Source organism: Mycobacterium sp. NGS56 (genome assembly GCF_059812425.1).
In genome coordinates this window covers 227,115-253,254 of the sequence record NZ_JCALCQ010000003.1, presented here as the reverse complement: position 1 = coordinate 253,254, position 26,140 = coordinate 227,115, and the positions used below count along the sequence as shown (strand labels likewise).

Here is a 26,140-nt window from a genome sequence, read left to right as displayed (position 1 = left end):
GGCTCAGCGCACCACGAGCACCGAACATCCGGTGTGTCCGAAGCGGGGAGTCAGCGGGCCGATCATCCGGGCGACCTTGTCCGAATACCAGCGGTCCACTACCGCGAGTTGCACGGGTTCCTCTGTGCCGATCAAGTATTCAGCGGCTCCACGTCTGGCCGCAGCGGGACGTACATGCACCTCGGGATACTGAGTCACCCAGCGGTGAAGTCGACGGTCCAACTGACGGTATGGAATCTCTCCGAAACCCCACCGCCACGTACCCATCGCGAGAATCGGTGCGTTTCGAAGCCGCGCTTCTCTGAAGCCCTGCTCGAGTACGGAGTCGTTCTCGGGTGAGTCGTCGACCACCACCGCAATCGATCCCGAAACTGACTCGCCGGCATCGTGCTTGGCGCGTACGACCGCTACCGGACAATGCGCGTTCTGGGCCACAAACTCGGCAGTTGAGCCGATGATCTTTCGGGCGACCTGCCCGATCCCTATAGATCCTACGCAGACCATGGTCGCATGCCGTGATTCCTCAACCAGCGCGTCGGCCGGTGAGCCGCACACAAGATCGGTTTCGATTTTGACCTCCGCAGTCATGGCATGCAGCGCTGCGCAAGCAGCGCGCAAGGCAGCCTCGCCGCATTCCACATCGATACCGGGATCGTTGGGCAGCGCTTCCACTTTTTGCTCGGGGATGGCGTACACCAGACGCAGCGGAATGTCCTGACTGGTCGCCTCGGCGACCGCCCACTTCGCCGCCTTGATCGCTGCATCGGATCCGTCGATACCCACCACGATCCATTGTGGTGATTGCGGGTCGTTCATCGCATTTCTCCGATCGAGACGCTGGACTGGCGGGATAACCCCTGGTCACCGGAAACGTTATTGGGCCTCGCCGGCCGTCGGCAGGGCCGTTCGGCCCTTGCGTGGCGGCAATGGTCATCTGAATGGGGTTCACTCGAACTCGTGGTGTGTCCGGCCAATCGAGAGTTGTCCCCTTATTCCAGACGATGTTTGGGCGAAGCTCGATGACTTTGCGGCCCAGGCTGAAGCGGCGGCCCGCGGAGCGACCGTATGAACGGACTGTCGCGATCACCCGATGGACGTTTTCCGGCGTTCGCATTGCGGTAGTGGATGGCAACGGCGAATCGCTTGTGCTCGACCGCTATTCCGGGGATGTCCTTAGACATCCCGGCCAACCGCGTCGCAGCAAGGGCTAGGGCGTCCACAAGTTCTGTGGCGGAGGTGTTTTCGTGGTGGGTGCCGTCGGGCTCTTGCAACTCCAAGCCGTGGCTGCCCGCATACCATATGCCTTCGACGTTTGCCCGCGTGCGAACATCCAACAGATCGCGGCCGCTTATCACTGTGACAGGACAATGCGCAGCGAGTGCGCGCAACGTATCGAGGCACCGACATCTCACAGCCTCCGGAACAAAAAGCGAGGGGAATCTCGGGCCTTGACCTTTTCCGGCTCGGTCTCTTCGACCACGCAAGCGAGGTCGAAGATGACAGCGTCGTGGTAGCGCCTGTCAAGAGTGGCGGGCCACTCGGTCACCTTCGTCACGATTCCACAGGTCGAGCCCCGATCAAGCCTCAGCGCCCAACGAGGGTCTCTCGTCCATGCGGTTAAGGACAAAAGTCTCCTGACCGGCCCCCGTTCGGGCAATAGCGTTGAGGATGACCGAGGGAGAACGAAGTGACTGCATCCACAAAGCGCCACGGCATCGTCGTCGGAGTCGACGGATCGCCGGCGTCGAATTTCGCTGTCTGCTGGGCCGCGCGTGACGCGGCCATACGTAATGTCCCGTTGACCCTGGTCCACCTTGTGAACGCCACGACGATGTGGCCGCAGGTGCCGATGGCGGCCGAAGCGTTGGCATGGCAGGAGGACGACGGTCGCCGGGTCCTGCAGGAGGCGGTCAAGGTCGCTGAAGACGCCACACGAACAAGTCGGCACATCGACATAACGCGCGAGCTGTGGCATGGGCCCCCGGCACCGACGCTGGCCGAGATGTCGAAAGAGGCGGAGTTGGTCGTCGTTGGATCCTATGGACGCGGAGCCATTGGCCGGGCCTTGCTCGGTTCGGTCAGCTCCGGGATTGTGCGACGCGCGAGCTGTCCGGTCGCCGTCATTCACGACGAAGACCCGTTGATGCCGTATCCCCAGCAGGCACCGGTCCTGGTCGGAATCGATGGCTCGCCGGTATCCGAGCTTGCGACGGCAATCGCCTTCGACGAGGCGTCGCGACGCGGTGTCGAGCTCAAGGCGGTCCATGCCTGGAGCGACACCGAAGTTTTCGAGCTTCCCGGGTTGGACTGGTCGGCCGTGAAGGCGGAAGCGGAGCGGAGTCTGGCCGAACGCCTGGCGGGTTGGCAAGAGCGCTATCCCGATGTCACCGTGCACCGAATCGTCGTATGCGACCGGCCGGCTCGGCAGTTGGTCGAGCAGTCGGAGACCGCCCAGCTGACGGTCGTCGGTAGCCACGGTCGCGGGGGCCTGACCGGCGCATTGTTGGGCTCGGTGAGCAACGCCGTCGTCCACTCGGTCCGCATGCCGGTGATCGTGGCCCGGCCCTCCTAGGTCGACACCGAGATGTCCACGGCGACCGACAAATCGACGACGAGGGGGCGCGGGGTCATGACTGCTGGCATTGCGTTGTCAGGAGCGCCTTATGTCGACCTGCACGAAACCCATACCGGCGTGGTTGTGCTGGCCGGTGACCGTGCCTACAAGGCGAAAAAGCCGGTGCTGACCGACTTCCTCGACTTCCGGACACCTGAGCAACGTGAACGTGCATGCCGTCGAGAGATAGATTTGAACAGTCGGCTCTCTCCGGATAGTTACCTGGGGATCGCACATCTGAGCGATCCAGCGGGCGGGCCCCCCGAACCGGTCGTCGTCATGCGCCGCTACTTCGACCACGACCGCTTGGCGTTCAAAGTGGGTTGCGGTCCCAACGAATCTGTCTGCCGCGTGTTGGACACCATCGCCGCCATGTTGGCGCGCTTTCACGGACAGGCCCAACGGGGTCCCGCGATTGATGCCCAAGGCCAGGTCGGTGCGGTCGACGGCCGCTTTCGGGAGAACCTGCTGGAGCTGAAACGCTATGCGGAGATGCCTGATTCGGGATTCTCCTTCGAGCATCTCGCTCCGATCCAGCGCCTGGCGGTCGATTTCGCTTTGGGTCGTGCTGCCTTGTTTACACGTCGCATAGAAGATGGGCGCATTGTCGACGGCCACGGCGATCTGCTTGCCGACGATATTTTCTGCACGGAAGGCGAGCCGGCACTGCTCGATTGTTTGGAGTTCGACGACAAGCTCCGGTATATCGACTGCATCGATGACGCCGCTTTTCTGGCGATGGACTTGGAGTTTTTGGGGCGCGCAGACCTTGGCGATTACTTCCTCGAACGCTATGCGCTGCATTCGGGTGACGCGGCGCCTTCGTCGCTGCGAGACTTTTACATTGCCTACCGCGCGGTGGTGCGAGCAAAGGTTGACTGCCTACGCGTGTCGCAAGGCAACTCCGAGGCTGCCGCAGATGCGGCCCGGCACCTGGCCATTGCTACCCGGCATTTGGAGTACGGAAGCGTTCGGATGGCACTGGTCGGGGGAAGTCCGGGAACGGGCAAGTCGACCATCGCACGAGCTCTCGCAGAAAAGACCGGGGCCCAGGTCATCTCTACCGATGACGCACGTCGGGAATTACAGGCGGTGGGCGTCATCACCGGCGAGCCCGGCGACCTGGATGCGGGATTGTATCGTCCCGACAACGTCAGGACGGTCTACGAGGTCGTCCTGCACCGGGCACGGGCGCTGTTGGCCAACGGGCAGTCCGTTATCCTCGACGGGACCTGGCGCGATCCGCAGACCCGCACGCACGCTTACCGCATTGCCCACGAGACGCTTTCGGCATTGGTGGAAATCCGGTGTTCCACGGATGTCAAGCTGACCGCCGAACGCATTGTGGCACGCCGGCGCGGCAATTCCGATGTGACTCCGGCGATCGCGACCGCGCTGGCCCAACAGGATGACGAATGGGACACAGCGTACGCGCTGGACACGTCGCGGCCGCTTGACCTTTCGGTCGAAGAAATTCACGAACTTTGGCGGCGAGCGGTCTACGCGTCGGCGCCGCGAACCGCTTGAAACCAGGTTGAGAGAGGCTGACATGTCAACTGAACTACTTACCGGAAAGTATGTTTCGAACATCGCGGCGCTGCGCCTGGGAGACGCCGAGGAGGCCGGCGGCAAGGGCGCCAACATGGGCGAGTTGGTCGCCGCCGGGCTTCCGGTACCGCCGGGATTCGTGCTGATGCGAAGCAGCTACCTGGCTTCGATGGAGGCGGGCGGGGTCGATACCGAACTCGCCGCCCTACATCGCGAAGCGTTAACACAGGTGAACAACGGTCCCCGTCTGGCTGAGCTTTGCCAACGGATGAGAACGCTGGTCGCGAAAGCGGGCGTTAGTCAGGATGTCCGCGACCAGCTACAGGAGTCCTACCGCGCCCTCGGTACGAATTGCATTGTCGCGGTGCGTTCTTCGGCAACAGGCGAGGACGGCCGTGATGCATCGTTCGCGGGAATGAACCAGACGGTGACCAACGTGGTAGGCGAAATCGCCCTACTCGAGGCTGTCACCAAATGCTGGGCATCGCTGTTCAGTCCGCGGGTCCTCACTTATCGGGCAAGCCGCGGGTTCGGGGCCGATCCCGCGATGGCGGTGGTCGTCCAGCAGATGATCGCCTCCGAACAGTCCGGGGTTGCGTTTACCACCGATCCGAGCACGGGGGAGCGAGAACACATCGTCATCGAAGCGGCTCTCGGACTCGGCGAGGTTGTGGTATCCGGAAAGGTCCAGCCCGACACCTATGTCGTCGACAAGAGGACGCTGGACGTGCTCGACGTGAAAATCGGGTACCAGGCTTTCAAGATCGAGCGTGGTCCCGCGGGACATGACATCATCGTGGAATTGAACCCCGCGCAGGCCCAAGCGCGAGTCCTGGATGACGCGGCATTGCGCCGCATTGCCGAGTTGGCGATCGCAGTTGAAGCGCATCATGGGTGCCCGCAAGACGTCGAATGGGCGATCGCTTCCGGCAAGGCCTGGTTAGTACAGGCCAGGCCGATCACGACGCTCAATACACACGCGCCCGACGCGTCGGAAACAACGGACGCCCTGGTTCGGGGCCTGCCGGCGGCACCAGGGTCGGCGTCCGGACGTGTTCGAGTGCTTCGGGCTCCGGAAGAGGGCAACCGGTTGCTGGACAACGAAATTCTGGTGGCGCCGATGACCAATCCGGATTGGCTTCCTGCTATCCGACGTGCCGCGGCAGTGGTGACCGAGACCGGCGGCATGACGTGCCACGCGGCCATCGTTGCACGCGAACTCGGAGTTCCCTGTGTGGTGGGTGCGCGCAATGCGACTACCGTTTTGCGCGACGGCCAATCGGTTACCGTCGACGGCTCGAGCGGCAACGTCAGCGCCGGAAGCCTCGGCCCGCAGTTACAAGTGTCGGGGGTCAGGCAGCCGGTGGTCACGGCTAATGGCACCGAGACAACCGGTACCAAGGTCTACGTCAACCTGGCGATACCCGACACCGCCGAAGCCGTCGCGGCCCAAGATGTCGACGGCGTTGGCTTATTGCGGGCCGAGTTCCTGCTCACCCAGGCGCTTTCCGGCAGGCACCCGCGCGATCTCATCGCCCACGGCGAGCAGTTCGCTCTCATCGACAGCATCGCGACATCGATCGGCCGCATCGCATCGGCTTTCGGTAACCGGCCGGTGATTTACCGTGCAACGGATTTTCGTAGCAACGAGTTTCGTGGGTTGCAGGGTGGTGAGGCCTACGAGCCCGTGGAGCACAACCCGATGATCGGATACCGCGGGTGCTATCGATACGTCAAAGAACACGATCTGTTTGGTCTAGAACTCCAGGCCCTGGCGCGGGCGCGTGAACAGAATCCGAACGTGCATCTGATGATTCCGTTTGTTCGGACGCGGTGGGAGCTGGAAACATGCCTTTCTCTGGTCGACATGAGTCCGCTGGGTTCCCAGCGCGGCCTGCATCGGTGGGTGATGGCCGAAGTGCCCTCGGTGACCTACTGGCTCCCCGAATATATCGGGCTGGGGGTGGACGGAGTATCCATCGGCAGCAATGACTTGACGCAGCTGATCCTGGGGGTCGATCGCGACTCCGAGATCTGCGCCGAGCTGTTCGACGAATCGGATGGAGCCGTTCTCGATGCCATAGGCCGCATTGTTGCGACAGCGCGTAAACATGGCATCACGTCGTCGCTGTGCGGCCAGGCCCCATCGACGAACCCGGCTTTCACCGAGCATCTGGTGAGGATGGGGATCACCTCTGTGTCGGTCAACCCCGATGCGGTAACTGCCACCCGGCATGCAGTTGCCGCCGCCGAACGGCGATTGCTGTTGGAAATGGCGGTCTCCAACGACGGGACCACCCGCCGCCAAAGCCAGGTGTGACCGATGCCGCGGCATTGGCTGGTGATGGACGGGGCGGGGGACGGGACGACGGCACCGTACGTGACCCGATTGGCCGGTGCCGGCCGCCATCTGCCCGAGACACACCTGACGACCGAGGAGCTGATGGCCACCACCCGCCATCGGACGCACATCGACCTGGAACGCCTGACCGGTATACGCGAGCGCCGGATCTCCGTCGGCGAGGAAGATTCGTACAGCCTCGCCACGTCGGCGGCGATCGACTGTCTGGTCAAGGCACACCAAGATCCCGGGTCGCTTGATGTGGTGATCAGCTGCAGCATCACAAAATTCCGTGGTGGCCTGACTCAATGGCTCGAGCCGCCGATGAGCGCCGCTGTGGCCCGCGAGATCGGTGCACCACAAGCGATGACCTTTGACGTATCCAACGCGTGCGCCGGGATGCTGACCGGAGTGACGATATTGAACAATTGGATCCGGCAGGGCATCGTCGAGCGTGGGCTGGTGGTCAGCGGCGAGTACATATCGCAGCTGAGTCACAACGCGGCGCGGCACATCCGCAACATCATGAGCAAGGAATTGGCATGCCTGACCCTGGGTGATGCCGGTGCGGCCCTGCTGCTCGAGCGGGCTCCCGTCGGGTCTGCCGGTATCACCCTGGCCGGGTTCACCACTGTCGCCGACTACAGCCGGCTCTGCTTGGCGTATCCGCGGGGACACGATCCGGGTGCGCGGATGTTCACGAACTCGCGCGCCATTCAACGGGCGGCAATCGCCGACACGCCATTGTTGCTCCACGAAGTCCTTGATGCCATGGGTATTTCGATTCACGACATCGACCACGTGATCACGCACCAGACATCGGCTCGCGCGATTCGCAAGGGAATGGCGCGAATGTCGGAGTCATTCGGCGACAGTCCTCGGCATGACGCCGTGATCACGGTCGATCGATACGGCAACACGGCATCGACGACTCACACGGTGGCGCTCGTCGAGGAACTCGAAGCGGGACGGATCGAGCCGGGGGAGAGAATCGCGCTGCTCGCGCTGGCGTCGGGACTTGAAATTGGTGTCGTGGTAGTAACCCTGGACGAAGAATTGGTGAGCAGCTATGGGCACGATCATTGATCGAGTTGCCGTCGCGCACCCGCGGTGGTGGCGTGATCGGCACAGCGCGCTGCACCTGGCCGTGGCTGCCGCAAAGGACTGCCTGCAGCGGGCCGGTCGCGACCCCGACGAACTCGATCTTGTTGTCAACGCTGGGATCTATCGCGACCGAAATCTCGGAGAACCGGCATTGGCGGCGCTGATCCAAGACGACATCGGGGCGAATCCTGAAGATCCGCACATCGGTGCCCACGGCACATTTTCTTTCGACATCGCCAATGGCGCTTGCGGGGTGCTCACCGCGCTGCAGATCGTCGATGGCTTTTTGAGGTCACGTGCTGTCCAGCTGGCGCTCATCGTGGCCAGCGATGCCGATCCCGGACACGGAATGAGCGAGCAGTTTCCGTTTTCGGCCGCCGGCGCCGCCCTGCTTTGTCGGTGGACCGACGAGAACTACGGTTTGGGTCCGGTATCGTGGTCGGCGGCTGACGAGTCGGCAGGAGACGTCCAGAGCCTCACCGCCACAGTGGGATTCGCCGACTCACGCAACGTGCTGCGATTCGAGCAATCGGATGACATGGATGACCGGTTCGTTGAGGCGGCCGCGTCGGCGGTGCACGAATGCCTCGAAGCCCAATCGGCGGATCTGGCTGAGGTCGACGCGATAGTCGCGGCGCCCTCGCGCCACGGGTACCACACCTTGCTCAGCGAAAAGCTCGGGGTGCCAGTGGACAAGATCATCGTGGCCGACGATCAGCATATGCACACAGCCGCGCTGGCGGCCGCCTTCGGTGCGCAAGCCGAAACACTATCCGTCGGTGCTCAGGTCCTTTTCGTCGCCGCCGGTGCCGGCGGTACCGGCGGTGCCGCTCTCTACCGCCAACCGCCATCCATATTCGCGGTCTCTGAATCAGAGAAAACGGCCCGGAAGGGGGACCAATGGAGCAACTGACTGCCTTGGACGCGGGTTTCCTCGAGGCGGAAGACTCCGACCCGCACGTGAGCCTCGCGGTGGGCGCTGTCTCGGTCGTGGAGGGGCCGCTCCCAAGCTACGGCGAGTTCGTTTCCACTGTCGCCGAACGGATGCCAGCAATCAAGCGATTCAAGCAGGTGCTGCGGACTCATCCGCTCGATCTGCGCCCGCCCGAATGGGTCGATGACCCCCACTTTGACATCTCGCGGCACGTCCATCGGCTGGCGCTTCCGCACCCCGGGGGCGATACCGAACTGTTCGAGGCGATCGCCACTTTGATGGAACGACGCCTTGATCGCGAAAGGCCACTGTGGGACTGCTGGCTGGTCGAAGGGCTGAGTGACGACCGGTGGGCGGTGCTGACCAAGATTCACCACTGCATCGCCGACGGTATCGCCGCGACGCAGCTGATGGCGAAATTCGGCGACGGTGACAGCGGCGGCAGCTTCGCCGAAAACATCCACGCGGCGCGGCGGTCGGCCAGGCATGAGCCGGGTGCCGCGAAACCAGGCCTAAACCCGTTGAACTGGGTGGGTGAGATCGGACGAGGCGCCATCGGCGCCGCAGCCGCCGCCGAGCACATTGCGGTGGGTGCGGCCGAACTCGCGGCCAGTCTGCTCGTCCCCGCCCCGGAATCGTCACTCAACGGACAGGTCACGACGATGCGACGGTACAGTGCGGCCCGCGTTCGCTTGGCCGACATGCAGAAAGTGTCCAAGCAATTCGGTGTGACAGTGAATGACGTTGCGTTGGCTGCGGTTACCAGCAGTTATCGTGCTCTCTTGCTCCGGCGCGGTGAGCAGCCCGGCCGGGACTCACTGCGAACGCTGGTTCCGGTTTCGGTCCGTCCGATTGACCAGCTCAACGTCGCCGACAATCGGGTTTCGGCCATGTTGCCGCTGCTGCCGGTCGACGAGGAAGATCCGGTGAAGCAACTGCTGCTGGTGCATGATCGGCTCAATCGGGCCAAAGCGAGCGGCCAAAGCCAAGGCGGTAGCGCTGTGCTTTCAGCTGTCAGGCGTGTCCCGTTCGCCCTGTCTGCGTGGACGATTCGGTTGCTGATGCGGCTGCCCCAACGAGCGGTTGTCGCCTTGGCCACGAATGTCCCCGGGCCGCGAGGTCAGCAGCGATTGATGGGGCGCCGGGTGCTGGAAGTGCTGCCTATTCCGCCGATCGCTCTTCGACTGCGCACCGGCATAGCGATGGTGAGTTACGCCGACGCCTTCGTCTTCGGCATCACCGCCGATTATGACACCGCTCCCGACATCGAGACCCTCGCGAGTGGGATTGAAGACGGTGTCGAGCGATTGACGAGAGCCGGCGGCAACCGGCGGCGTAGAGGCGCCGCGAAGACCGGACCGTCAAGAGTGAAGGCCTCAACGTGAACGAGCGTCCCAGACATCGTGATTCACTGACCCAGTTCGTTTCCCGCGGTGAGAGCGCCGGGCGGGGATTCGGTGAATTGGCCGGTGGGAATCCCCAGATGAAGCATGGGTCAGGAAGGTAGCATCGGTGCAGTTCGACGCAACGAAAGAGGGGCCAGCCCTGATGACATCGCCCAGCGCCGAACGCTATGTGAGCGCGGCATTGCTGAACAAGAGCTTGCGGGAGCGTCTCTTTGATGTTGACGCCATGGTTGACGTGATCACCGATTACGCCATCGTCCAGCTCAGTGCGAGCGGTGACATAGTCCGCTGGTGCCCGGGCGCACAGGCGATGATGAAGTACTCGGTGGTGGAAACGCTCGATCAACCTGTGTCGATGTTGTACACGGAAGAGGACCGCGCCGCCGGTCTGGCCGACCGCGAGTTGGCCGCGGCCCGTGAGTCCGGACGTATCGAGTTCGAAGGCTGGCGGGTGCGCAAGGACGGTCGGCGGTTTCGCGCCGGGGTGGTGCTGGCCGTGATAAAAGGCGAGGTGGGCGCCGTCACCGGTTTCACTAAAGTGATGCGAGATGTGACCGCCGAGCACCAGCGAGCCGAAACCATGTTCCACGCTTTGCTCGAGTCGGCTCCCGACGCGATGGTCATCGTCGGGCCGGACGGCCGCATCATGCTTGCCAACGCGCGAACCGATCAGATGTTCGGCTACCAGCGCGAAGATTTGCTCGGCAGGGAAATTGAGATGCTGATCCCGCCCCGGCTGCGTGACGCCCACCAACGGCACCGGGCCGGCTTCTTCGACAAGCCGGCGGCGCGGCGCATGGGGGCCGGTCTGCAGCTCTGGGGGCAGCGTCGCGACGGGACCGCGTTCCCGGTCGACGTAAGCCTCAGCCCATTGCAGACCGAGCAGGGAGTGATGGTATCGGCGGCCATCCGCGATATCACCCAGCAGTTGGCACTCCAGGCCGAGCTCACCCAGACCCGAGCCCAGGCCGAAGTGCTAGCCGAGCGCGACCGTATCGCCGGCGATTTACAAGACCACGCGATTCAGCGTGTCTTCGCCGTCGGCCTCGCGCTTCAGGGCACCATCATGCGGGCACGTTCGGTCGAAGTACAGGAACGCCTCAACACGGCGGTCGACGATCTCCACGCGGTGGTGCAGGATTTTCGCACCGCAATCTTCGACCTGCGTCGTAAATCCACCGACGTCACCGGATTACGCCAGCGTTTAGACGAGGTGATCGGCCGGCTTTCGGAAAATTTGGCTACCACCGTTCAATACAAAGGACCGCTTTCGGTGGTTGAGGGCGCGTTGGCCGAAGAAGCCGAAGCCGTTGTCACGGAAGCGATCAACAACGCGGTACGGCACGCCGCGGCGACCAAGCTCACGATTGCCGTCGAGGTCGGCGACGAGTTGTGCATCGACGTCGTCGATAACGGAAAAGGGTTGCCTCACGACATCACCGAAGCCGGCCTGATGACATTGCGCCGGCGGGTCGAACGGGCGGGAGGCACAATCGAAGTCGGCAGCGCCGACGGCAAGGGCACCCGGCTGCGATGGATTGCTCCACTGTTGTGATCGTGCGAAGCCCCGGCGATGTGGGGAACGCCACCACTGTCCGTAGGGTGTAATGGGAAATGCGCGCCCATCGGCGCGATCGGCCGCCGCGATACCGATGTAGAACAAGGCGTTTCGCATGCACTGACCGACTGGCCGGCCACCGCGGGGGCCGGAAGGCGCGATTGTCGCCGCTTGGGAGGAACCTGGCCGTAGAGTCGAACGACGAAAACCGTTCACCGCGGAAGGGCGAGGCAAAGGAGCGTGGTGGTCATGCAGGTCTCTATGTTTGGGCAACTCAGCGGATCCGGCAGCCAATCGCCGATTGACGCGACGATCGCCAACCTCACGACGCTTCGCGACGAAGGTTTCAATCGTGTGTGGATGAGTCAATTGCCCTACGAGCCAGACCTTCTCATGGTCTTGGCGATTGCGCTGCACGAGGTCGACACGATCGAGGTGGCCAGCGGCGTGGTACCGATCCAAAACCAGCATCCGATGCAGATGGCGCAGCGCGCTCTGACGCTGAGCCTCGCCTCCGGTGGGCGGTTCACGCTCGGGCTCGGCATGACCCACCAGGCGGTCACCGAAGGAATGTGGGGCATTCCGTGGGACAAGCCGGTGCGAAGGCTGAATGAATTCCTCGACGGGCTACTGCCCCTGTTGGCCGGTGAACGCGCTGACGCGACGGGGGAGACGGTGACCACTCGGGGCGCCCTGATGATCCCGGGGGCGCCGCGGCCCGACGTCTACATCGCGGCGCTGGGCCCCCAGCTGCTGAAGGTCGCGGGGCGGCGCACGTCGGGCACCTGCACCTGGATGACCGGTCCGAAAACACTGGCTGAGCACGTCGCGCCCACGCTGCGCCAGGCGGCCGCCGACGCCGGACGCGAGGGCGAGGTGCGCGTCGCCGCGTCGCTGCCGGTCAGTGTTACCGACGACGTCGACGCCGCCCGCAAGCAGGCGGCCGAACAGTTCGCCATCTATGGGCAACTGCCGTCATACCGCGCGATGCTCGACCGCGAGGGTTACGCGGGGCCACAGGACGCCGCCATCATCGGCGACGAGGACACCGTCCGCGGCCGGCTCGACGAATTGCGCGCCGCGGGCGTCGACGAGTACGTCGCCGCGGCCTTCGATCCGTCGCTGGAGGGCCGGGCACGCACGCGGGCGCTGTTACGGGCGTACGACTCCTGACGCCTGATCGTCTGGCCCGGTCCTGGGTTGTCCGCGGCGACACGGGCGACTGGCTTGTCTTGGCCAAACCTCTGTTGCAACTGATGTCTCGGGCACGGCCCTCGCACGTGGGCGCCTACTTGGGGTTCAGGCCGCCTGCGGCGGCGGCCACCCAGGCCAGCTGGGGGTAGAAGATGTCGCTGTGCGCACCGGAAGGGGAATTGCCTTGCGTGACAACGTCGGAGGCATCCAGATTCAGAATCTTACCCGTCTCGAACGGGTATTCTGAGCCGGTCCCTTTCAGTGGTTGGGGGGCGGCCCCGAACGCGCCATCAGACCCCATGGCGCGCCAGCGCCCCAACGGGTCCCACAGTGCGGCTGCGTCGTCACCGACGGACATGGACGCCAGCGGGTAGAAGATACCCAGCGCTCGGTCGTGCTTTGAAAAGCAGACGGTCATCGGTCCGTTTATGCGGTTTAGCCGGCCAGCTAGCGCACCGGCACGCGGCTTTTCCAGCGCGGTTAAGAACGGCAGCGAATCGCTGAAAGCGAATCGTGAGTAGGCGCCCTGCAACAGCGTGACCGCCCGTACCGGCGACGGGCCGCTCGTCGGTAGTCCGGCGAGCGCGAAAGAGACCAGCCGAGCGCCAAAGCTGTGCCCGATCAGATGAATACGCAGCCCATCGAACTGGCCGGCAAGCTGTGTGATGACCGGCCCGAGCCCGTCTTTGCCGACCACGCCGGCCCGGTTCTTCATCTGCCAGTACGTCAGTTGTCGCAGCGTCTCCTTGGCACCGTAAAGGAGCTTCTTCGCGAGGTCTGTGAGGCCGGCCGTTCCGCCGCCACTACTGAAGTCGACACCGGACTCGACAAGCTTGTCATAGAACTTGCCGAACACGAGATTCGGATTTTGGTCGGCGCGAAGCATTCCGGGCTGATCGGACTTCTTGGCTTCTTCACCGTCGTTGAAGCCGGTCGCGGTCGCGCTACTGAATTCGCGCATTGCGTTGAAGAGCGCGTTTACCCGATCTTGTGACGGCACCTGGGTCAGCAGGGCGGCGATCGTGTCCAATTGTGCAGCGCCGTCCGGGAAAATCTTTTTGAGCTCTTCTAGTTGCAGTGGGTCGATGGTGGGCGGTCCCGCTGCAACGGTCGACTGTTTGGCCAGCGCTGCGGTGCCGCCGGGCGTGGGTTGCGAGGGCGCTGCAAAGTCGGGTATCGGTTCATCACGCCAGAGTTGAGAGGGCCAGCGAATGCCGACGAATCCCGCCTTGATGGTCGGGTCGATCTGATCGGCTAGGAGCGCGAACCACCTGTCGTACAATGATTTTGCCGTCTTCTCATCGTTATTCCAGCCGTGGGAAAATATCACCAGATCGGTATATTGATTGGCGGCGATGCCCTCCTTCAACTCAGTCAATGTCTGCGGGTCCGGGTCGCCGTCCTTGTCGAACAGAAGACGCCAGATGGGGCGATTGGCGATGGTGTCGGTCATTTCTGGGTGTCCTGTCTTGGGTGTTGGATTGCGGTCTGCTCAGACCGATTGGAGCGCGCGCATCAGATCGACCATGCCGGCGCCCTGGAAGGCCCGTTCGCGGCCCAGCGAGATCGCCGACTCCACAAAGATCTTCTTGACTTCCTCGGGTTTGCCAATCATTTCGCGCTGCACCGACAGGAATGCCGCGATGGCACCCGAGACGTGTGGTGCGGCCATGCTGGTGCCGCTGTCCTCCATATACACCGCAGCCCCGGTGAGATCCTCGAGATGGGCGTCCTGCACGTTGCGCAGGTTCTGACCGGCGGCCGCGGACGTGATCCGTTCGCCAGGGGCTACCAGATCCGGCTTGGCCCGGCCGTCTCCCGTCGGCCCTCTCGAGGAAAAGTAGGACACGCCGAAGGTGTGTGGGGAATCGCGGTGTGTCGAGCCGACGGTTATTGCGCGCTCGGCGTTGCCAGGGTCGTTGATGGTCACTCCCGCGCTGAACCTGGTGACGTCGGCGAATTTTGGGTTCAGCGTGACGTATCCCGTGTTGCCTGCCGCTGCCACGACTACCACGCCGGACCGCACGACCTTGTCGACTTCCACACACAATGGGCTCTGCCCGCAGGCGAACCATTCGGCGGCGAACTCGTAGCCGAGGCTGAGGTTTACGCCGTGGATGCGCGGAACTTTGTCGCTGGCGGCGTTGCGCTCACGCACGTAGGTTAACGCCCGCATGACCCGGCCTACCCGGGCCGCTAGATCGCCTTCACCGAGAACTTTGAGGCTGACCAGCTTTGCGTGTGGCGCCATGCCGGACAGCCGATTGATGTCGCTGATCTCGCGCGGCTGGATGATCGGGAACGCGTCGTCGGGCGAGGCGGCATTGAAGCGCTTTTCCCCGACAACCACCTTGTGGTCGCCTGAGGCAGGCTGCCAGTTCTGCAGGCCGCCGGCGATGATCGCCGCGACATGCGTACCGTGCCCATTGTCGTCGACGAGAGCAAGGCTAGGTTCGTCGCTGTTGGCGGTGAAATCCCGGTGCAGATCGGCCACCGAAGCGTCGGTCAATGTTGCAAACCCGCTGAAATGCGGGTGGTCGGCCTGGATACCGGAATCGATGACCGCCCAGACGATCCCGTCGCCGAAGCTTTCAAACGAGCGTTGCGCCGCTCGGGCCTTGATCGTCGCCGACGACCCGTCAATCTGCGGGTGCGCCTCGAAATCTGGCCAGATTCGGAATATCGCACGCATCGGCCAATCGAGGGCCGCGGCATCGGCGGACACCAGGCTCTCAATTTGACCGGCCACCAAATCGCCGGTCAGGTACTGGTCGCCGACCGCCAACGGCGGGTCAGTGGCCCCGATCATCTGCCACAGCGCGGCGACGCGTTCGCGTGCTGCCTGCGCGCCGGCGTAAAACCGTGAATTCAGTTCAATCATCACGCCAAGCGGCTCCGGCTGGCCCTTCCATGGCAAGGCTTTCATTTTCTCGCGTAGCGGCGGTGTAATCACGCCCGTTAGCAACTGCTCTTTGGGCGTCGGCGGTTCGGCTGGGGACGCCATGTAAGCCACCTGGTAATCACCGCCGCTAGCCCGCTCGCAAGCCTCCTTAGCTTGCGCCACACCGGCTTTGGTCAGCCGCAGCGTGGCGGTTTCGGCGGCCGGCGCAGCCTGCTTGGATCTCCGGATTCGCGCGACCAGTCGGCGACCGATGAGGTACTCGACCGTCTCGTCCACATCGTGCTGCCAATGCGGCTTCTTGTCTCGATACAGCCGGGCGTCCTTGTCGAACTGTGACGCAAACCGAGCGGCGACTGCTTCAGACAGCGTCTGCAGATTCGCCGGCTTGTTCAATGAATCCAGCATGTCGAATGCGCACAGCACCCTGTCGGCCCACCGGCCGATATCAGCGTCTTTCATCGGTATCCTTGAACAAATACGTTCGGTTGGTGCCTTTATCTACCAATTTCAACACCGCGCTAAGCCGTGAGTGGAGGCTTTCGTACATTTAGCGCTCGTGGTGGACCGGTTCGGAGGCTGCGCGCTTCGCGACGTCGGACGATGCCGCCAGTGCTGACAAACGGGCTGATTCGCGGCCGGCCCGGCACCATGAGAAGGCCGTCTTGTAATAGGGACGGACTCGCGAGGTGGCTATGGCCATACCTAGGCGTCCGTACGTATGGTGCGTAGACGAACCTCACGACAGGAGAACGCGGTGGCAGAACGGTTGGCGGGCAAGGTCGCCCTCATCAGTGGCGGTGCCCGGGGGATGGGTGCATCGCACGTGCGCTCGATGGTCGCTGAGGGAGCCAAGGTGGTGTTCGGTGACATCCTCGACGACGAGGGCAAGGCGGTGGCGGCGGAAGTCGGTGACGCGGTCCGCTACCTACACCTCGACGTGACCAAGCCGGAGGATTGGGATGCGGCAGTGGCGACCGCGCTGAGTGAGTTCGGCCGCATCGACGTGCTGGTCAACAACGCGGGCATCATCAACATCGGCACGTTGGAGGACTACGCGCTCTCCGAGTGGCAGCGAATCCTCGACATCAACTTGACCGGTGTTTTTCTCGGGATCCGCGCGGTCGTCAAACCCATGAAGGAAACGGGCCGGGGATCGATCATCAACATCTCCTCGATCGAAGGTATGGCCGGCACGATCGCCTGTCACGGCTACACCGCGACCAAATTCGCTGTGCGGGGCCTGACCAAGTCGGCCGCGCTCGAACTGGGTCCGAGCGGGATCCGGGTCAACTCGATTCATCCCGGGCTCATCAAGACCCCGATGACCGACTGGGTTCCCGATGACCTCTTCCAGACGGCGCTAGGTCGCGCGGCCCAGCCGGTCGAAGTCTCCAACCTGGTGGTTTATCTGGCCAGCGACGAGTCCAGCTATTCCACCGGTTCGGAGTTCGTCGTCGACGGCGGCACCACCGCCGGCCTGGGCCACAAGGACTTCTCCAACGTCGAGACCGACGCCCAACCGGACTGGGTTACCTAGCGGCGGTTACCGATTCGGGTTGCCTGGCCGGCTGAGGCCAAGGCGATGGAACCGGGCGTTGACGGACCCGTTGCGGCCACCAGAACCACTTGCCCAGTAACGCGGCAATGGACGGTGTCATCAGCGAGCGCACGATCAAGGTGTCGAACAGCAGGCCCAGTCCAATGGTGGTCCCGACCTGACCAATGACCGTCAACTCGCTGACCGCCATCGTCATCATCGTGAAGGCGAACACCAACCCCGCCGAGGTCACCACCGAGCCGGTGCCGCCCATCGACCGGATGATGCCGGTGTTCAGGCCGGCGTGGATCTCCTCCTTGAACCGCGCCACCAGCAGGAGGTTGTAGTCGGCGCCGACGGCCAGCAGGATGATGACCGACATCGCGAGCACCATCCAGTGCAGCTCGATGCCGATCAGGTGCTGCCAGATCAGTACCGAAAGGCCGAAGGACGCGCCCAGCGAGAGCAAGACGGTTCCCACGATGACCGCCGATGCCACGACACCGCGCGTGATCAGCAGCATGATGATGAAAATCAGGCACAGTGAGGCGATTCCGGCGATCAACAGGTCATAGGTGTTGCCGTCGCTGAGGTCTTTGTAAATCGACGCGGTACCCGCGAGATAGATCTTCGAGCCTTCCAGCGGTGTGCCCTTCAATGCCTCGTAGGCGGCCTTTTTGATCAACGGAATGTGCGAAATGCCTTCCTGTGACATCGGATCGCCGTCGTGGCTGATGATGAATCGCACGGCATGCCCGTCGGGCGAGATGAAGTTCTTCATGCCCTTTTTGAACTCGGCATTGTTGAACGTCTCCGGCGGCAGGTAGAACGAGTCGTCGTTCTTGGAGGCGTCGAATGCCTTGCCCATGGCATTGGAGTTCTTCTGCGCCTCGTTCTGCTGATCCTGCAGACCCTTCTGCGTCGAATACATGGTCAGCATCGTGGTTTTCATAGCCTTCATGTTTTGAATCATCGAGGGCATCAGCGCCACCATCTGGGGCATCAGCGTGTCAAGGTGATCCATGATCGGTAGCAGGCTTTCGATGTCATCGGTCATCGTGTCGATGCCGTCCAGGCCGTCGAAGACCGAGCGAAGCGACCAGCACACGGGGATGTCGTAGCAGTGTTTCTCCCAGTAGAGGTAACTGCGGATCGGTCGGAAAAAGTCCTCGAAATCCGCCATGTGGTCGCGCAATTCATTGATGTCGATGGTCATGTCGTGCATTTTCTTGACCATCTGATGCATATCGTTGGTCATTTGCGCCGTGATGCTCTGCATCTTTTGCATGCTGTCGATGGTCGTCTGCATCATGTCCGCCTGATGCAGCATGTCGGCCATCTGATCTTCTTGGTACTTCTGGTTCATCTGCTGGGTGACACCCTGCATGCTGATCTGGAAGGGGATCGACGTGTGCTCGATCGGCGTGCCCTGCGGGCGAGTGATGGCTTGCACGCGGCCGATCCCCGGCACCCGAAAGACGGTCTTGGCGATCTTGTCGATCACCAGGAAGTCCGCCGAGTTCCGCAGATCGTGATCGCTTTCGATCATCAACACTTCGGGGTTCATTCGCGCCTGCGAGAAGTGCCGGTCGGCAGCTGCGTAACCCTCGTTCGCGGGCAGGTCCGCAGGTAGGTAGTTGCGGTCGTTGTAGTTGGTGCGGTAGCCGGGCAGGGTCAGCAAGCCGACCAGCGCCACACCGATCGTCAACACCAGGATCGGGCCGGGCCAGCGGACGACGAGGGCGCCGATCTTGCGCCACCCGCGAATTCGTTGTGTCCGTTTCGGTTCGAGCGTCTTGCGGAAGCGCGACGCCACGGAGATCACGGCGGGTCCCAGCGTCAGCGCCGCCGCGACCACGACCACCATGCCGATGGCCAGTGGAATGCCCAGCGTCTGGAAATACGGCAGGTTGGTGAAGTGCAGGCAGAAGGTCGCGCCGGCGATCGTCATACCCGACCCGAGCACCACGTGGGCGGTGCCCTTGTACATGGTGTAGTACGCCTCTTCTCGGGACTCGCCCACAGCGCGGGCTTCTTGATATCGACCTATCAAGAAGATCGCGTAGTCGGTGGCGGCTGCGATCGCCAGCGTGACCAATAGGTTCGTGGCGAACGTCGAGAGTCCAATGATCTTGTAGTAGCCCAGGAAAGCGACCATGCCTCGTGCGGCGGACAGCTCTAGGACCACCATGACCAGCGTCAGTAGCACGGTGATGATCGACCGATAAACCAACAGCAGCATGCCGATGATCACGGTGAAGGTGGCGGCCGTGATGAGTTGCAGGCTGCGGTCGCCGGCGGTGTGCTGATCCGCTGACAGCGCCGCGGGCCCGGTGACGTAGGCCTTGACGCCCTTGGGCGGCGGCACGCTCTTGACGATCTGTTGGACGGATTCGACCGACTCGTTGGCCAACGCCTCGCCCTGGTTACCGGCGAGGTAAACCTGGACGTAGGCGGCCTTGCCGTCATTGCTCTGCGCGCCCGCACCGGTCAGTGGATCACTCCACATATCTTGAACGTGTTCAACGTGTTTGGTGTCGGCGTCGAGCTTCTTGACGATCTGGTCGTAGTAGGCGTGCGCGTCGGCCCCGAGAGGATTCTGACCTTCGAGGACGATCATCACCGAGCTGTTGGACTTGTACTCGTTGAAGATCGCGCCCATGCGCTTGGTCGCGACGACAGATTGCGCATCATCGGGCGCCATTGACACCGAACGCATCTTGCCGACCTCGTCCAGCTGGGGGACGACGACGTTGAGCACCGCGATGATGGCGATCCAGCCCAGGATGATCGGTACGGCGAACGTGCGGATGATCCGGGGGATCTTGTCGTGCACGGGATCTTTGATGACGGGGATGGCGTCGGTGCGCGTGTCGTCGATTGTTGTGCTCATGCGGATTTCACCATGCAGAAGGTCAGGGCGTGCACGCCGCGAGTCATGTTCTCGGCCTTGACTTCGTCATCGATGGTGATGCGGCAGCCGAGCGAATTGCCGTCGCTCTGCGCCGATAGATTCGGGAAGACCGAGGGGGCGGTGGTGCTGAGGACCAGCGTCCAGGGCAGCGGCGCGCCGTCAATGCGTTTCGGGTCGGCGGACAAGTCCAGGTAGTTGACGTTGGCCGCCCCGGCCGAGCCGAAAACCTCGTACTTGACGACCTTGGGCTTGAACGGCTTCGAATCGTCGAGCCGCGGGCTGCTCATGATGCCGGTGTCGTGGGCGCCGAAAAACGATTTGACCCTGACGACCGCAAAGCCGCCGACGACGACGACCGCCACGATCAACAGCGGCAGCCAGGCGTTGCGCACGAGTCTCGATATCTGCACCTAGGTGATCCCTTCCCCATCACGTGTTCGTGACGCGGATCAGCGTTTGCCCGACCGGATGTCGTGGACAGGTGACTGTCCACAAGTCGCATTGCCCGGCAACGCATTACGTCGATTGCTACGGTTCGCGCGCGCAGGGCCGTCAAACGCGGTGAATGCTGCCCACCCACACCGGTTGACGTCCCCGGCATCGACACCCGGCTCGCCTTGTTGCTGAAGCCTCCCCGGGTACCGCCACCAGCGCATAGTACATGATGTGCATATCTTGCAGTGCATGCAACATTTGCTGCTGGTGTTTCAGATCACTTTGTGAAGATGCTGTTCACCAGCGCCGCGGCACGCTCAACATAGGGCATGGGCGTGTCGGCGGTTTCATTTGCCTCGCCGCTGGCCCACTTCTCGATGCCGGATCGCACCGCCGTCAGCGCCAGCGCAGAGATCAAGGCTGCCATCTCGTCGTCCGGCTTCATCGCCTGGCGCCGCACGATGATGTCGGTCAACTGCTTTTGAAATCGCTCCAAATCGGCGAGGAACGCCGCCAAAACGGCGGGAGATGTCTTGGCGAGTTGCAGCATGTGAGCCGCGTGTTCGCGTGGCGGGGGCACGTCGCGGAGGTGGTGAGCGGCCAGGGTGATCAGCTCCGCCAGCACTACGGAGTAGGGGGCGGGCCCGGCGGCGACGAAATCGGCCACCAGCTCGGGGGGTATGTCCGAGGGGCCGTAGGCAAGCGCGGACTCTTTGTTGGGGAAGTAGTTGAAGAACGTGCGCGTGGCAATTCCGGCCTCGGCGCAGATTTCGTCGACGGTGACCTTGTCGAATCCTCGTTTCACCGTGAGGCGCACCGCGGCATCGCGGATGTCGGCGCTCGTCTGGCGGCGACGGCGCTCTCGTAGCCCGATGGCGTTACCCATATCCACATAGTTGCACGTTGTGCACACTTTGCAGTCAAACGGTGCGTATTCGAGGTACCGAGCGCTGCGCGTCGTGTCCCTCAGCAATCTTTGGCTGATTAGCCCCGTGTGGCGTGGCGAAGTGCACGGTGAAACCAGGCTGAGAGATAAGCCCAGCTGATACACCGCGATTCGGATAAACGCGGCGAATGATGCGTCACCGGGTGGCGATCAGCCGCTGGGCGCAAGCGCACACCGCAAATAGTCGCATTGGCTTTCGAAGAACCTGTTCGATATCGGCGCCTTATCGGCGATCTGATCGAACGCGTGGAATGCGCCCGGAACGATTTCCTCGTGCACCGGCACCCCCGCCGCACGCAGGCGTCGCGCGTACTCAAGGCTCTCCTGATAGAAGAGGTCAAGCGTTCCGACTCCGATCCAGGCGGGGGGCAAGCCGGACAAATCCGTTCGGCGAGCCGGTGCCGCCTCTTCGGGGTCCGCCCCGTTCAGGTACCACTGCCAGGCGAGTTGGTTGTCCGATTCGCTCCACATGATGCGCCTGGGGCCGTCGCGCTTGGCGCCGGTGCGATCGTCGAGCATCGGATAGACCAGCATTTGAAAGGTGATTTGGACATCGTTTCGATCGTGGGCTCGCTGCGCGACCGCAGCCGCGAAATGACCACCGGCACTAGCCCCGCCGATGGCGACCCGGTCCGGGTCCACCCACGGCTGGCGGGCCAGCCACATCAGGGCCGCATAACAATCTTCGACTGGTGTCGGATACGGATGTTCGGGAGCCAAGCGGTGCTCTACCGCGGCAATCGCGAAGCCGGTGCGGCCAGACAGCTTGCGCAGGTACTTATCGTCCTGGGCCGCGTGCCCCATGATGGTTCCGCCCCCGTGGATCCACAGCAATGCGGGTGCGCGGTCGGGAAGGCCGGCCGGGCGGTGCAGACGGACGCTGACGTGCTCGTTGACGGCGGCAACGGGCACGGTGCGGATGCGTCCCGCATTGCCCATCATGTTCATGACAGCGCGCTGAAACTTCAGGCCGCGGTGCAACGCGTATCCGCGAGGCACGAATCGCGCTACCTTGCGAAGGCCGGGATCCAATACCTGAGGAGACGTGAAGGCGTTGTCGCGGAGCCTGTTTGCCATCCAATGCCCTCTGTTCCCTTGCGCTGGCAGACATCGCTGACCATACAGGAACCGACTCAGTGTCCACGCGCAATCATTGCGACCCGCTCTGCTGATCGATTAGTGCACGCACCGCGCCTTGGAACATCGTCTGTTTTATCGCGCCCAACGTGCCTTGATCTTTGCCCTGCAGTGGGCGCACCACGCCCAGGGCCGTGTCGGTGACTGCGCCTTCGGGGGACATGGCGTCGACGATCCCGAATTGCTCCGCCTCGGGAGCGCTGAAGCGTCGGCCGGTGGTCATCGAGGCGATGGCGGCGCTTGGCGTGAGTTTGGATTGGATCAGTGCGGCCATGCCGGGGTTGAAAGGGATGCGGATGTCTACCTCCGGAAAACAGAAGTACCCGCGGTCGACGCGCATCACCCGAAAGTCATGCGCGATGGCCAGCATCGCTCCGGCGCCGAACGCGTGACCCACCACCGCGGCCGCGGTGGGCAGGGGCAGGGTCAGCATGCGTGCCAGTAGGTGGTGCACCCGGCCGATGTACCACTGTCCCTGATCGGTGTGCGCGCTGAGCCATTCCAGGTCCAGACCGTTGGAGTAGAACTTGCCGCCGGCTGTCGTGATCAGCCCTTGGGCGCCATCTGAGACGGCTTGGCTGAGCGCATCATCGATGTCGTCCAGAAATCCAGGGGAGAAACGGTTTTCGTCATCGCCCATACGGACAATGGCGATCTTGTCGGCGTAGTCCAATGTCACTGTCATGTTTTTCCTCTTGAATTGTGCTTGCCGTTGGGAAGGTTCGTCGGCGTGGGGGGCCCGACCGCCAGCACGGCGCGCACGGCCGCGTGTAGCTGGGCGCGTGCGGTGGCGCTTGCAAGCCGGTCACGACGCAGCAACAGCGCGGTGGGCAGGTCGACGACGCAGCTGGTTACCGCGTCGACCGCCGCCGCGTCCCTGCGGTCCCAGAGCGCGATGGCAAGCCGCACCATCAACGCCACGAGAAGTTTGTCGAGCCGGCGGAGCTCATCGGCAACACTATCGGGAACGTCATCGCCGAGCACTTCTTCGCGACGCACGCGCAGCACGAGCGTTGAGGAGCCGGGATACCGCTCGGTGAACACCACAACCGCGTTGGCAGCGGCCACCACGGCCTCGGGCGGGCCGTCTGGACCGCCAGTGGCGAGTGCTTCGTCGACCAGCGAGGTCTGCAAAGCCAAAAATCGCCGACCCGCCCGCAGCCAGGCCTGGCCCATCAGCCCACCCCGCGACGTAAACGTGTGGTACACAGCGCCGTTGGACACACCCACCGCCGCGCTGATTGCTCGGATGGTCACCGCGGTTGGGCCCGCTCGCGCCACCATGTCCTCGACGGCGTCGAGTACGGCGTCGGGATCGTGCCTGCGCGGACGTGGCATTGGTCCACTATAACAGAGCAGTTGCTCTGTTATAGTGGCGATGATCCTCCGCGCGGGATGCGCACGGTAGTCGGCCTCGGGCCATTGCCGTCCGCGCAGTGGCTAGCATCGGATGTCCGGATGTCGACGTGGAGGGCAAAGCTTTGGCTGCGATACCCGTCATCGCGCTTACTGGCCATCTGGGAGCCGGGAAGACGACGCTACTCAACCACGTGCTACGTCACCCCGGCACACGAATCGGCGTGATAATCAACGACTTCGGCGACATCAACATCGACGCCGGCCTGGTCGCGGGCCAGGTCGACGAGCCGGCCTCGATTGCGGGAGGCTGCATCTGCTGCCTGCCCGACGGCGGCGGGCTTGATGACGCACTCGTCAAGCTTGCCGACCCGGCTCGCCGTCTCGATGCCATTGTCGTTGAGGCCAGCGGCCTGGCCGACCCCGTAGCGATCGCACGGATCATCGGGTTCAGTGAGATCCGCGGGATCCGGGCCTGCGGGCTGATCGACGTCGTCGATGCCGTGAACCACTTCGACACCGTTGACTGCGGCACAGTGCCGCCGGTGCGTTACGGCGCGGCGTCGCTGATTGTGGTCAACAAGCTTGACCAGGTGTCTGAGGACGAGCGCTCGGCTGTGGTGCAACGGGTCACACAGCGTGCAGCGCAACGTAACCCGCGTGTACACGTCGTGGGCACAACGGCCGGCCGGATAGACCCAACGCTGCTCTTCGACGCGTCCGGCACCTCCGAACAGGTTGGGCAACTCTCGCTCCTGGACCTGGTGCCCGAGCACGACCATGACCATGTCCATGCCGATGCCGTGACCGTCAGCGGCTCCGGCTGCGTCGACCCCGATGCCGTGTTCGACCTTCTCGAAGATCCACCGCCGCAGGTGTTCAGGCTGAAAGGCATCGTGGCCGTGCAGCACCGCACCGTCATCCGTGACTATCTCGTCAACCTGGTCGGTAACGCAATCCACATCCGGAAGGCGCCGCCGGGCGCCACAGCCAACTGCCTGGTGGCGATCGGGATGCATCTCGACACCCACGCCGTCCGTGCACGACTCGATAAAGCGCTGCAGCCGGCATCGGGACCGGCGTCGGCGCAGGCACTGCGGCGGCTGCAGAGGTATCGGCGAATGAGCGCGTGAAACGCGGCCGGCAACATACGTGGGCGATCTATTCAACACTTTCCGTCACGCCCGGTTTGAGTCGGCATCCGAGGCCGGAGCGTCCCCAATGCCCCTGTGCTGCAACAGTATTCGTCACAGTGACGAATTATCGACGATAGGCGGGAAGGGGACAGGGGAGTTCGCGGGCCGGGTTTGGGGCATGCGTCGCCCGGCGACTCAGACGATCGCCTCGTATCGCGTACCGCGGTTGCGGGATGCCGGGCCGTGCGTGTGGCTGTGCGGAGTGTGACGAAGCTCAACCGCCGACAGTGACGTATGTCATAGCGTCGCCGCCGCCAGTTAGGGAATCCTAACCATTCGTTTGTGTATCTATCTATTGGCTGGGGGCAAGATGGCCGACCTCGAGTTTGCCTATGACCTGACCCGTGACGAGGCGCGCAGGCGCAGCGCCGTGCTTGAAGCAATAGGTGACGACTGGGACCCCGTCGCGGTGCTCGCCGAGGAGCAGAAGGCCTACGACATGCTGTACTCGAATCTGGACGACGAGCAGCAGCGGGTTTACGACGAGCTGGTCCGCGCCGGTGTACTCCCAGAACGGACCACTGCTCGTGTTCCCGATTGATCCGACTGCCGATCGCAGCCGTCGCGCATGGCTGCCGTGCCCATGCTGCGATCATGGCACCAAGTGTGCTGATTGCCGAAGCAGCCGAAACTGCGATACACACTGGCAGTACCTGCTGAGCAACCGGGGCACCCTGGTGCATTTGCAGTGCGCGGATTGCGGCTATCTCTGGTCGACCGACACGCATCGCCGCGCACGGGCCAGGCGGTGGGGGTACAAGCCGAACTAGGCTCGGCCCACCGCGTACCCCAATATTCCTGCGCCGCAGGGTAATTCGTCACAGTGACGTATTGGTGGCGATGGGCGGGGAGTAGGGAACGGGGGTCTGGGGGTCGATGCGTGTACCTGTCATCCCACGCCGGCGGGGCGCGTGATTGGCCTGCCGTCTCGTCGTCATTTGAATCCGAGGCTCGGCGCGCTTGATGAACGCCCAGAGTAGCGTTGGGCGATGCTCGCGGACCTGCCGTGCGAAGACCG

Annotated in this window: 22 protein-coding genes; 11 read left to right on the top strand and 11 right to left on the bottom strand. The window is 63.2% G+C overall.

Annotated features, from left to right (window positions below):
* Nucleotides 1-3: 3 nt before the first annotated feature.
* The 3 genes from AC5Y4F_RS11360 to AC5Y4F_RS11350 all read right to left on the bottom strand — a co-directional run bounded on the left by AC5Y4F_RS11360 (nt 4) and on the right by AC5Y4F_RS11350 (nt 1,546).
* Nucleotides 4-816: a universal stress protein gene (locus AC5Y4F_RS11360; RefSeq protein WP_067932204.1), complete on the bottom strand. Its 813-nt coding sequence runs from the start codon at nt 814-816 to the stop codon at nt 4-6.
* Nucleotides 817-989: 173 nt separating this feature from the next.
* The gene (gene otsB / locus AC5Y4F_RS11355; protein WP_499996744.1) at nt 990-1,355 is read right to left on the bottom strand and encodes a trehalose-phosphatase; all 366 of its coding nucleotides are present in this window, start codon (nt 1,353-1,355) and stop codon (nt 990-992) included.
* Between the two features lie 53 nt (nt 1,356-1,408).
* A complete protein-coding gene (locus tag AC5Y4F_RS11350) occupies nt 1,409-1,546 on the bottom strand; it encodes a hypothetical protein (RefSeq protein ID WP_156749966.1) in 138 nt (45 codons plus the stop codon).
* Between the two features lie 141 nt (nt 1,547-1,687).
* Here AC5Y4F_RS11350 and AC5Y4F_RS11345 point away from each other — a divergent pair, with 141 nt between their 5' ends.
* From AC5Y4F_RS11345 to AC5Y4F_RS11310, 8 genes are all read left to right on the top strand, one after another.
* Nucleotides 1,688-2,572: a universal stress protein gene (locus tag AC5Y4F_RS11345; protein WP_067932203.1), complete on the top strand. Its 885-nt coding sequence runs from the start codon at nt 1,688-1,690 to the stop codon at nt 2,570-2,572.
* 57 nt (nt 2,573-2,629) lie between these two features.
* Nucleotides 2,630-4,141 (top strand): bifunctional aminoglycoside phosphotransferase/ATP-binding protein, encoded by a 1,512-nt coding sequence (locus AC5Y4F_RS11340; protein WP_499997059.1) that lies wholly within the window; start codon nt 2,630-2,632, stop codon nt 4,139-4,141.
* Nucleotides 4,142-4,163: 22 nt separating this feature from the next.
* A complete protein-coding gene (gene ppsA / locus AC5Y4F_RS11335; RefSeq protein WP_067932201.1) occupies nt 4,164-6,482 on the top strand; it encodes a phosphoenolpyruvate synthase in 2,319 nt (772 codons plus the stop codon).
* 3 nt (nt 6,483-6,485) lie between these two features.
* Entirely contained in the window at nt 6,486-7,589 is a 1,104-nt protein-coding gene (locus tag AC5Y4F_RS11330) for a 3-oxoacyl-ACP synthase III family protein (protein WP_067932199.1), read from the top strand.
* Nucleotides 7,573-8,520, top strand: coding sequence for a 3-oxoacyl-ACP synthase (locus tag AC5Y4F_RS11325; protein WP_499996738.1), 948 nt, complete (start codon nt 7,573-7,575; stop codon nt 8,518-8,520). The genes AC5Y4F_RS11330 and AC5Y4F_RS11325 overlap by 17 nt, the downstream gene beginning before the upstream one ends.
* On the top strand, nt 8,508-9,926 hold the full coding sequence (locus tag AC5Y4F_RS11320) for a WS/DGAT/MGAT family O-acyltransferase (RefSeq protein WP_499996736.1): 1,419 nt from the start codon (nt 8,508-8,510) through the stop codon (nt 9,924-9,926). The genes AC5Y4F_RS11325 and AC5Y4F_RS11320 overlap by 13 nt, the downstream gene beginning before the upstream one ends.
* Before the next feature lie 127 nt (nt 9,927-10,053).
* Nucleotides 10,054-11,502, top strand: coding sequence for a PAS domain-containing sensor histidine kinase (locus AC5Y4F_RS11315; protein ID WP_231986299.1), 1,449 nt, complete (start codon nt 10,054-10,056; stop codon nt 11,500-11,502).
* Nucleotides 11,503-11,754: 252 nt separating this feature from the next.
* Complete coding sequence (locus AC5Y4F_RS11310) at nt 11,755-12,678, top strand: TIGR03564 family F420-dependent LLM class oxidoreductase (protein WP_499996731.1); 924 nt, start codon at nt 11,755-11,757, stop codon at nt 12,676-12,678.
* A gap of 115 nt (nt 12,679-12,793) precedes the next feature.
* Here AC5Y4F_RS11310 and AC5Y4F_RS11305 read toward each other — a convergent pair whose 3' ends face one another.
* Both AC5Y4F_RS11305 and AC5Y4F_RS11300 read right to left on the bottom strand, forming a co-directional pair.
* Complete coding sequence (locus AC5Y4F_RS11305) at nt 12,794-14,152, bottom strand: alpha/beta fold hydrolase (RefSeq protein ID WP_067932193.1); 1,359 nt, start codon at nt 14,150-14,152, stop codon at nt 12,794-12,796.
* Between the two features lie 39 nt (nt 14,153-14,191).
* Nucleotides 14,192-16,060, bottom strand: coding sequence for a S8 family peptidase (locus tag AC5Y4F_RS11300; RefSeq protein ID WP_499996725.1), 1,869 nt, complete (start codon nt 16,058-16,060; stop codon nt 14,192-14,194).
* Nucleotides 16,061-16,355: 295 nt separating this feature from the next.
* On the opposite strand from AC5Y4F_RS11300, the gene AC5Y4F_RS11295 reads away from it, so the two are divergent.
* Nucleotides 16,356-17,138: an SDR family oxidoreductase gene (locus tag AC5Y4F_RS11295; RefSeq protein WP_499996723.1), complete on the top strand. Its 783-nt coding sequence runs from the start codon at nt 16,356-16,358 to the stop codon at nt 17,136-17,138.
* On the opposite strand, the gene AC5Y4F_RS11290 is transcribed toward AC5Y4F_RS11295, so the two are convergent.
* The 6 genes from AC5Y4F_RS11290 to AC5Y4F_RS11265 form a co-directional block, all read right to left on the bottom strand.
* Nucleotides 17,131-20,031 carry an MMPL/RND family transporter gene (locus AC5Y4F_RS11290; protein ID WP_499996718.1) on the bottom strand — a complete coding sequence of 967 codons (2,901 nt, stop codon included), beginning with the start codon at nt 20,029-20,031 and terminating at the stop codon, nt 17,131-17,133. The genes AC5Y4F_RS11295 and AC5Y4F_RS11290 overlap by 8 nt on opposite strands.
* On the bottom strand, nt 20,028-20,462 hold the full coding sequence (locus AC5Y4F_RS11285; RefSeq protein ID WP_304528436.1) for an MmpS family transport accessory protein: 435 nt from the start codon (nt 20,460-20,462) through the stop codon (nt 20,028-20,030). Before AC5Y4F_RS11285 ends, AC5Y4F_RS11290 begins: the two co-directional genes overlap by 4 nt.
* Before the next feature lie 302 nt (nt 20,463-20,764).
* Nucleotides 20,765-21,373 carry a TetR family transcriptional regulator gene (locus tag AC5Y4F_RS11280; RefSeq protein WP_067932183.1) on the bottom strand — a complete coding sequence of 203 codons (609 nt, stop codon included), beginning with the start codon at nt 21,371-21,373 and terminating at the stop codon, nt 20,765-20,767.
* Nucleotides 21,374-21,583: 210 nt separating this feature from the next.
* Nucleotides 21,584-22,510 carry an alpha/beta hydrolase gene (locus AC5Y4F_RS11275; RefSeq protein ID WP_499996712.1) on the bottom strand — a complete coding sequence of 309 codons (927 nt, stop codon included), beginning with the start codon at nt 22,508-22,510 and terminating at the stop codon, nt 21,584-21,586.
* Nucleotides 22,511-22,583: 73 nt separating this feature from the next.
* The gene (locus AC5Y4F_RS11270) at nt 22,584-23,255 is read right to left on the bottom strand and encodes an enoyl-CoA hydratase-related protein (RefSeq protein WP_499996708.1); all 672 of its coding nucleotides are present in this window, start codon (nt 23,253-23,255) and stop codon (nt 22,584-22,586) included.
* Nucleotides 23,252-23,908: a TetR/AcrR family transcriptional regulator gene (locus tag AC5Y4F_RS11265; protein WP_499996706.1), complete on the bottom strand. Its 657-nt coding sequence runs from the start codon at nt 23,906-23,908 to the stop codon at nt 23,252-23,254. Before AC5Y4F_RS11265 ends, AC5Y4F_RS11270 begins: the two co-directional genes overlap by 4 nt.
* 143 nt (nt 23,909-24,051) lie before the next feature.
* On the opposite strand from AC5Y4F_RS11265, the gene AC5Y4F_RS11260 reads away from it, so the two are divergent.
* Both AC5Y4F_RS11260 and AC5Y4F_RS11255 read left to right on the top strand, forming a co-directional pair.
* A complete protein-coding gene (locus tag AC5Y4F_RS11260) occupies nt 24,052-25,059 on the top strand; it encodes a CobW family GTP-binding protein (RefSeq protein WP_499997057.1) in 1,008 nt (335 codons plus the stop codon).
* A 373-nt stretch (nt 25,060-25,432) separates the two neighbouring features.
* The gene (locus tag AC5Y4F_RS11255; RefSeq protein WP_067932175.1) at nt 25,433-25,663 is read left to right on the top strand and encodes a DUF6400 family protein; all 231 of its coding nucleotides are present in this window, start codon (nt 25,433-25,435) and stop codon (nt 25,661-25,663) included.
* Nucleotides 25,664-26,140 lie beyond the last annotated feature (477 nt).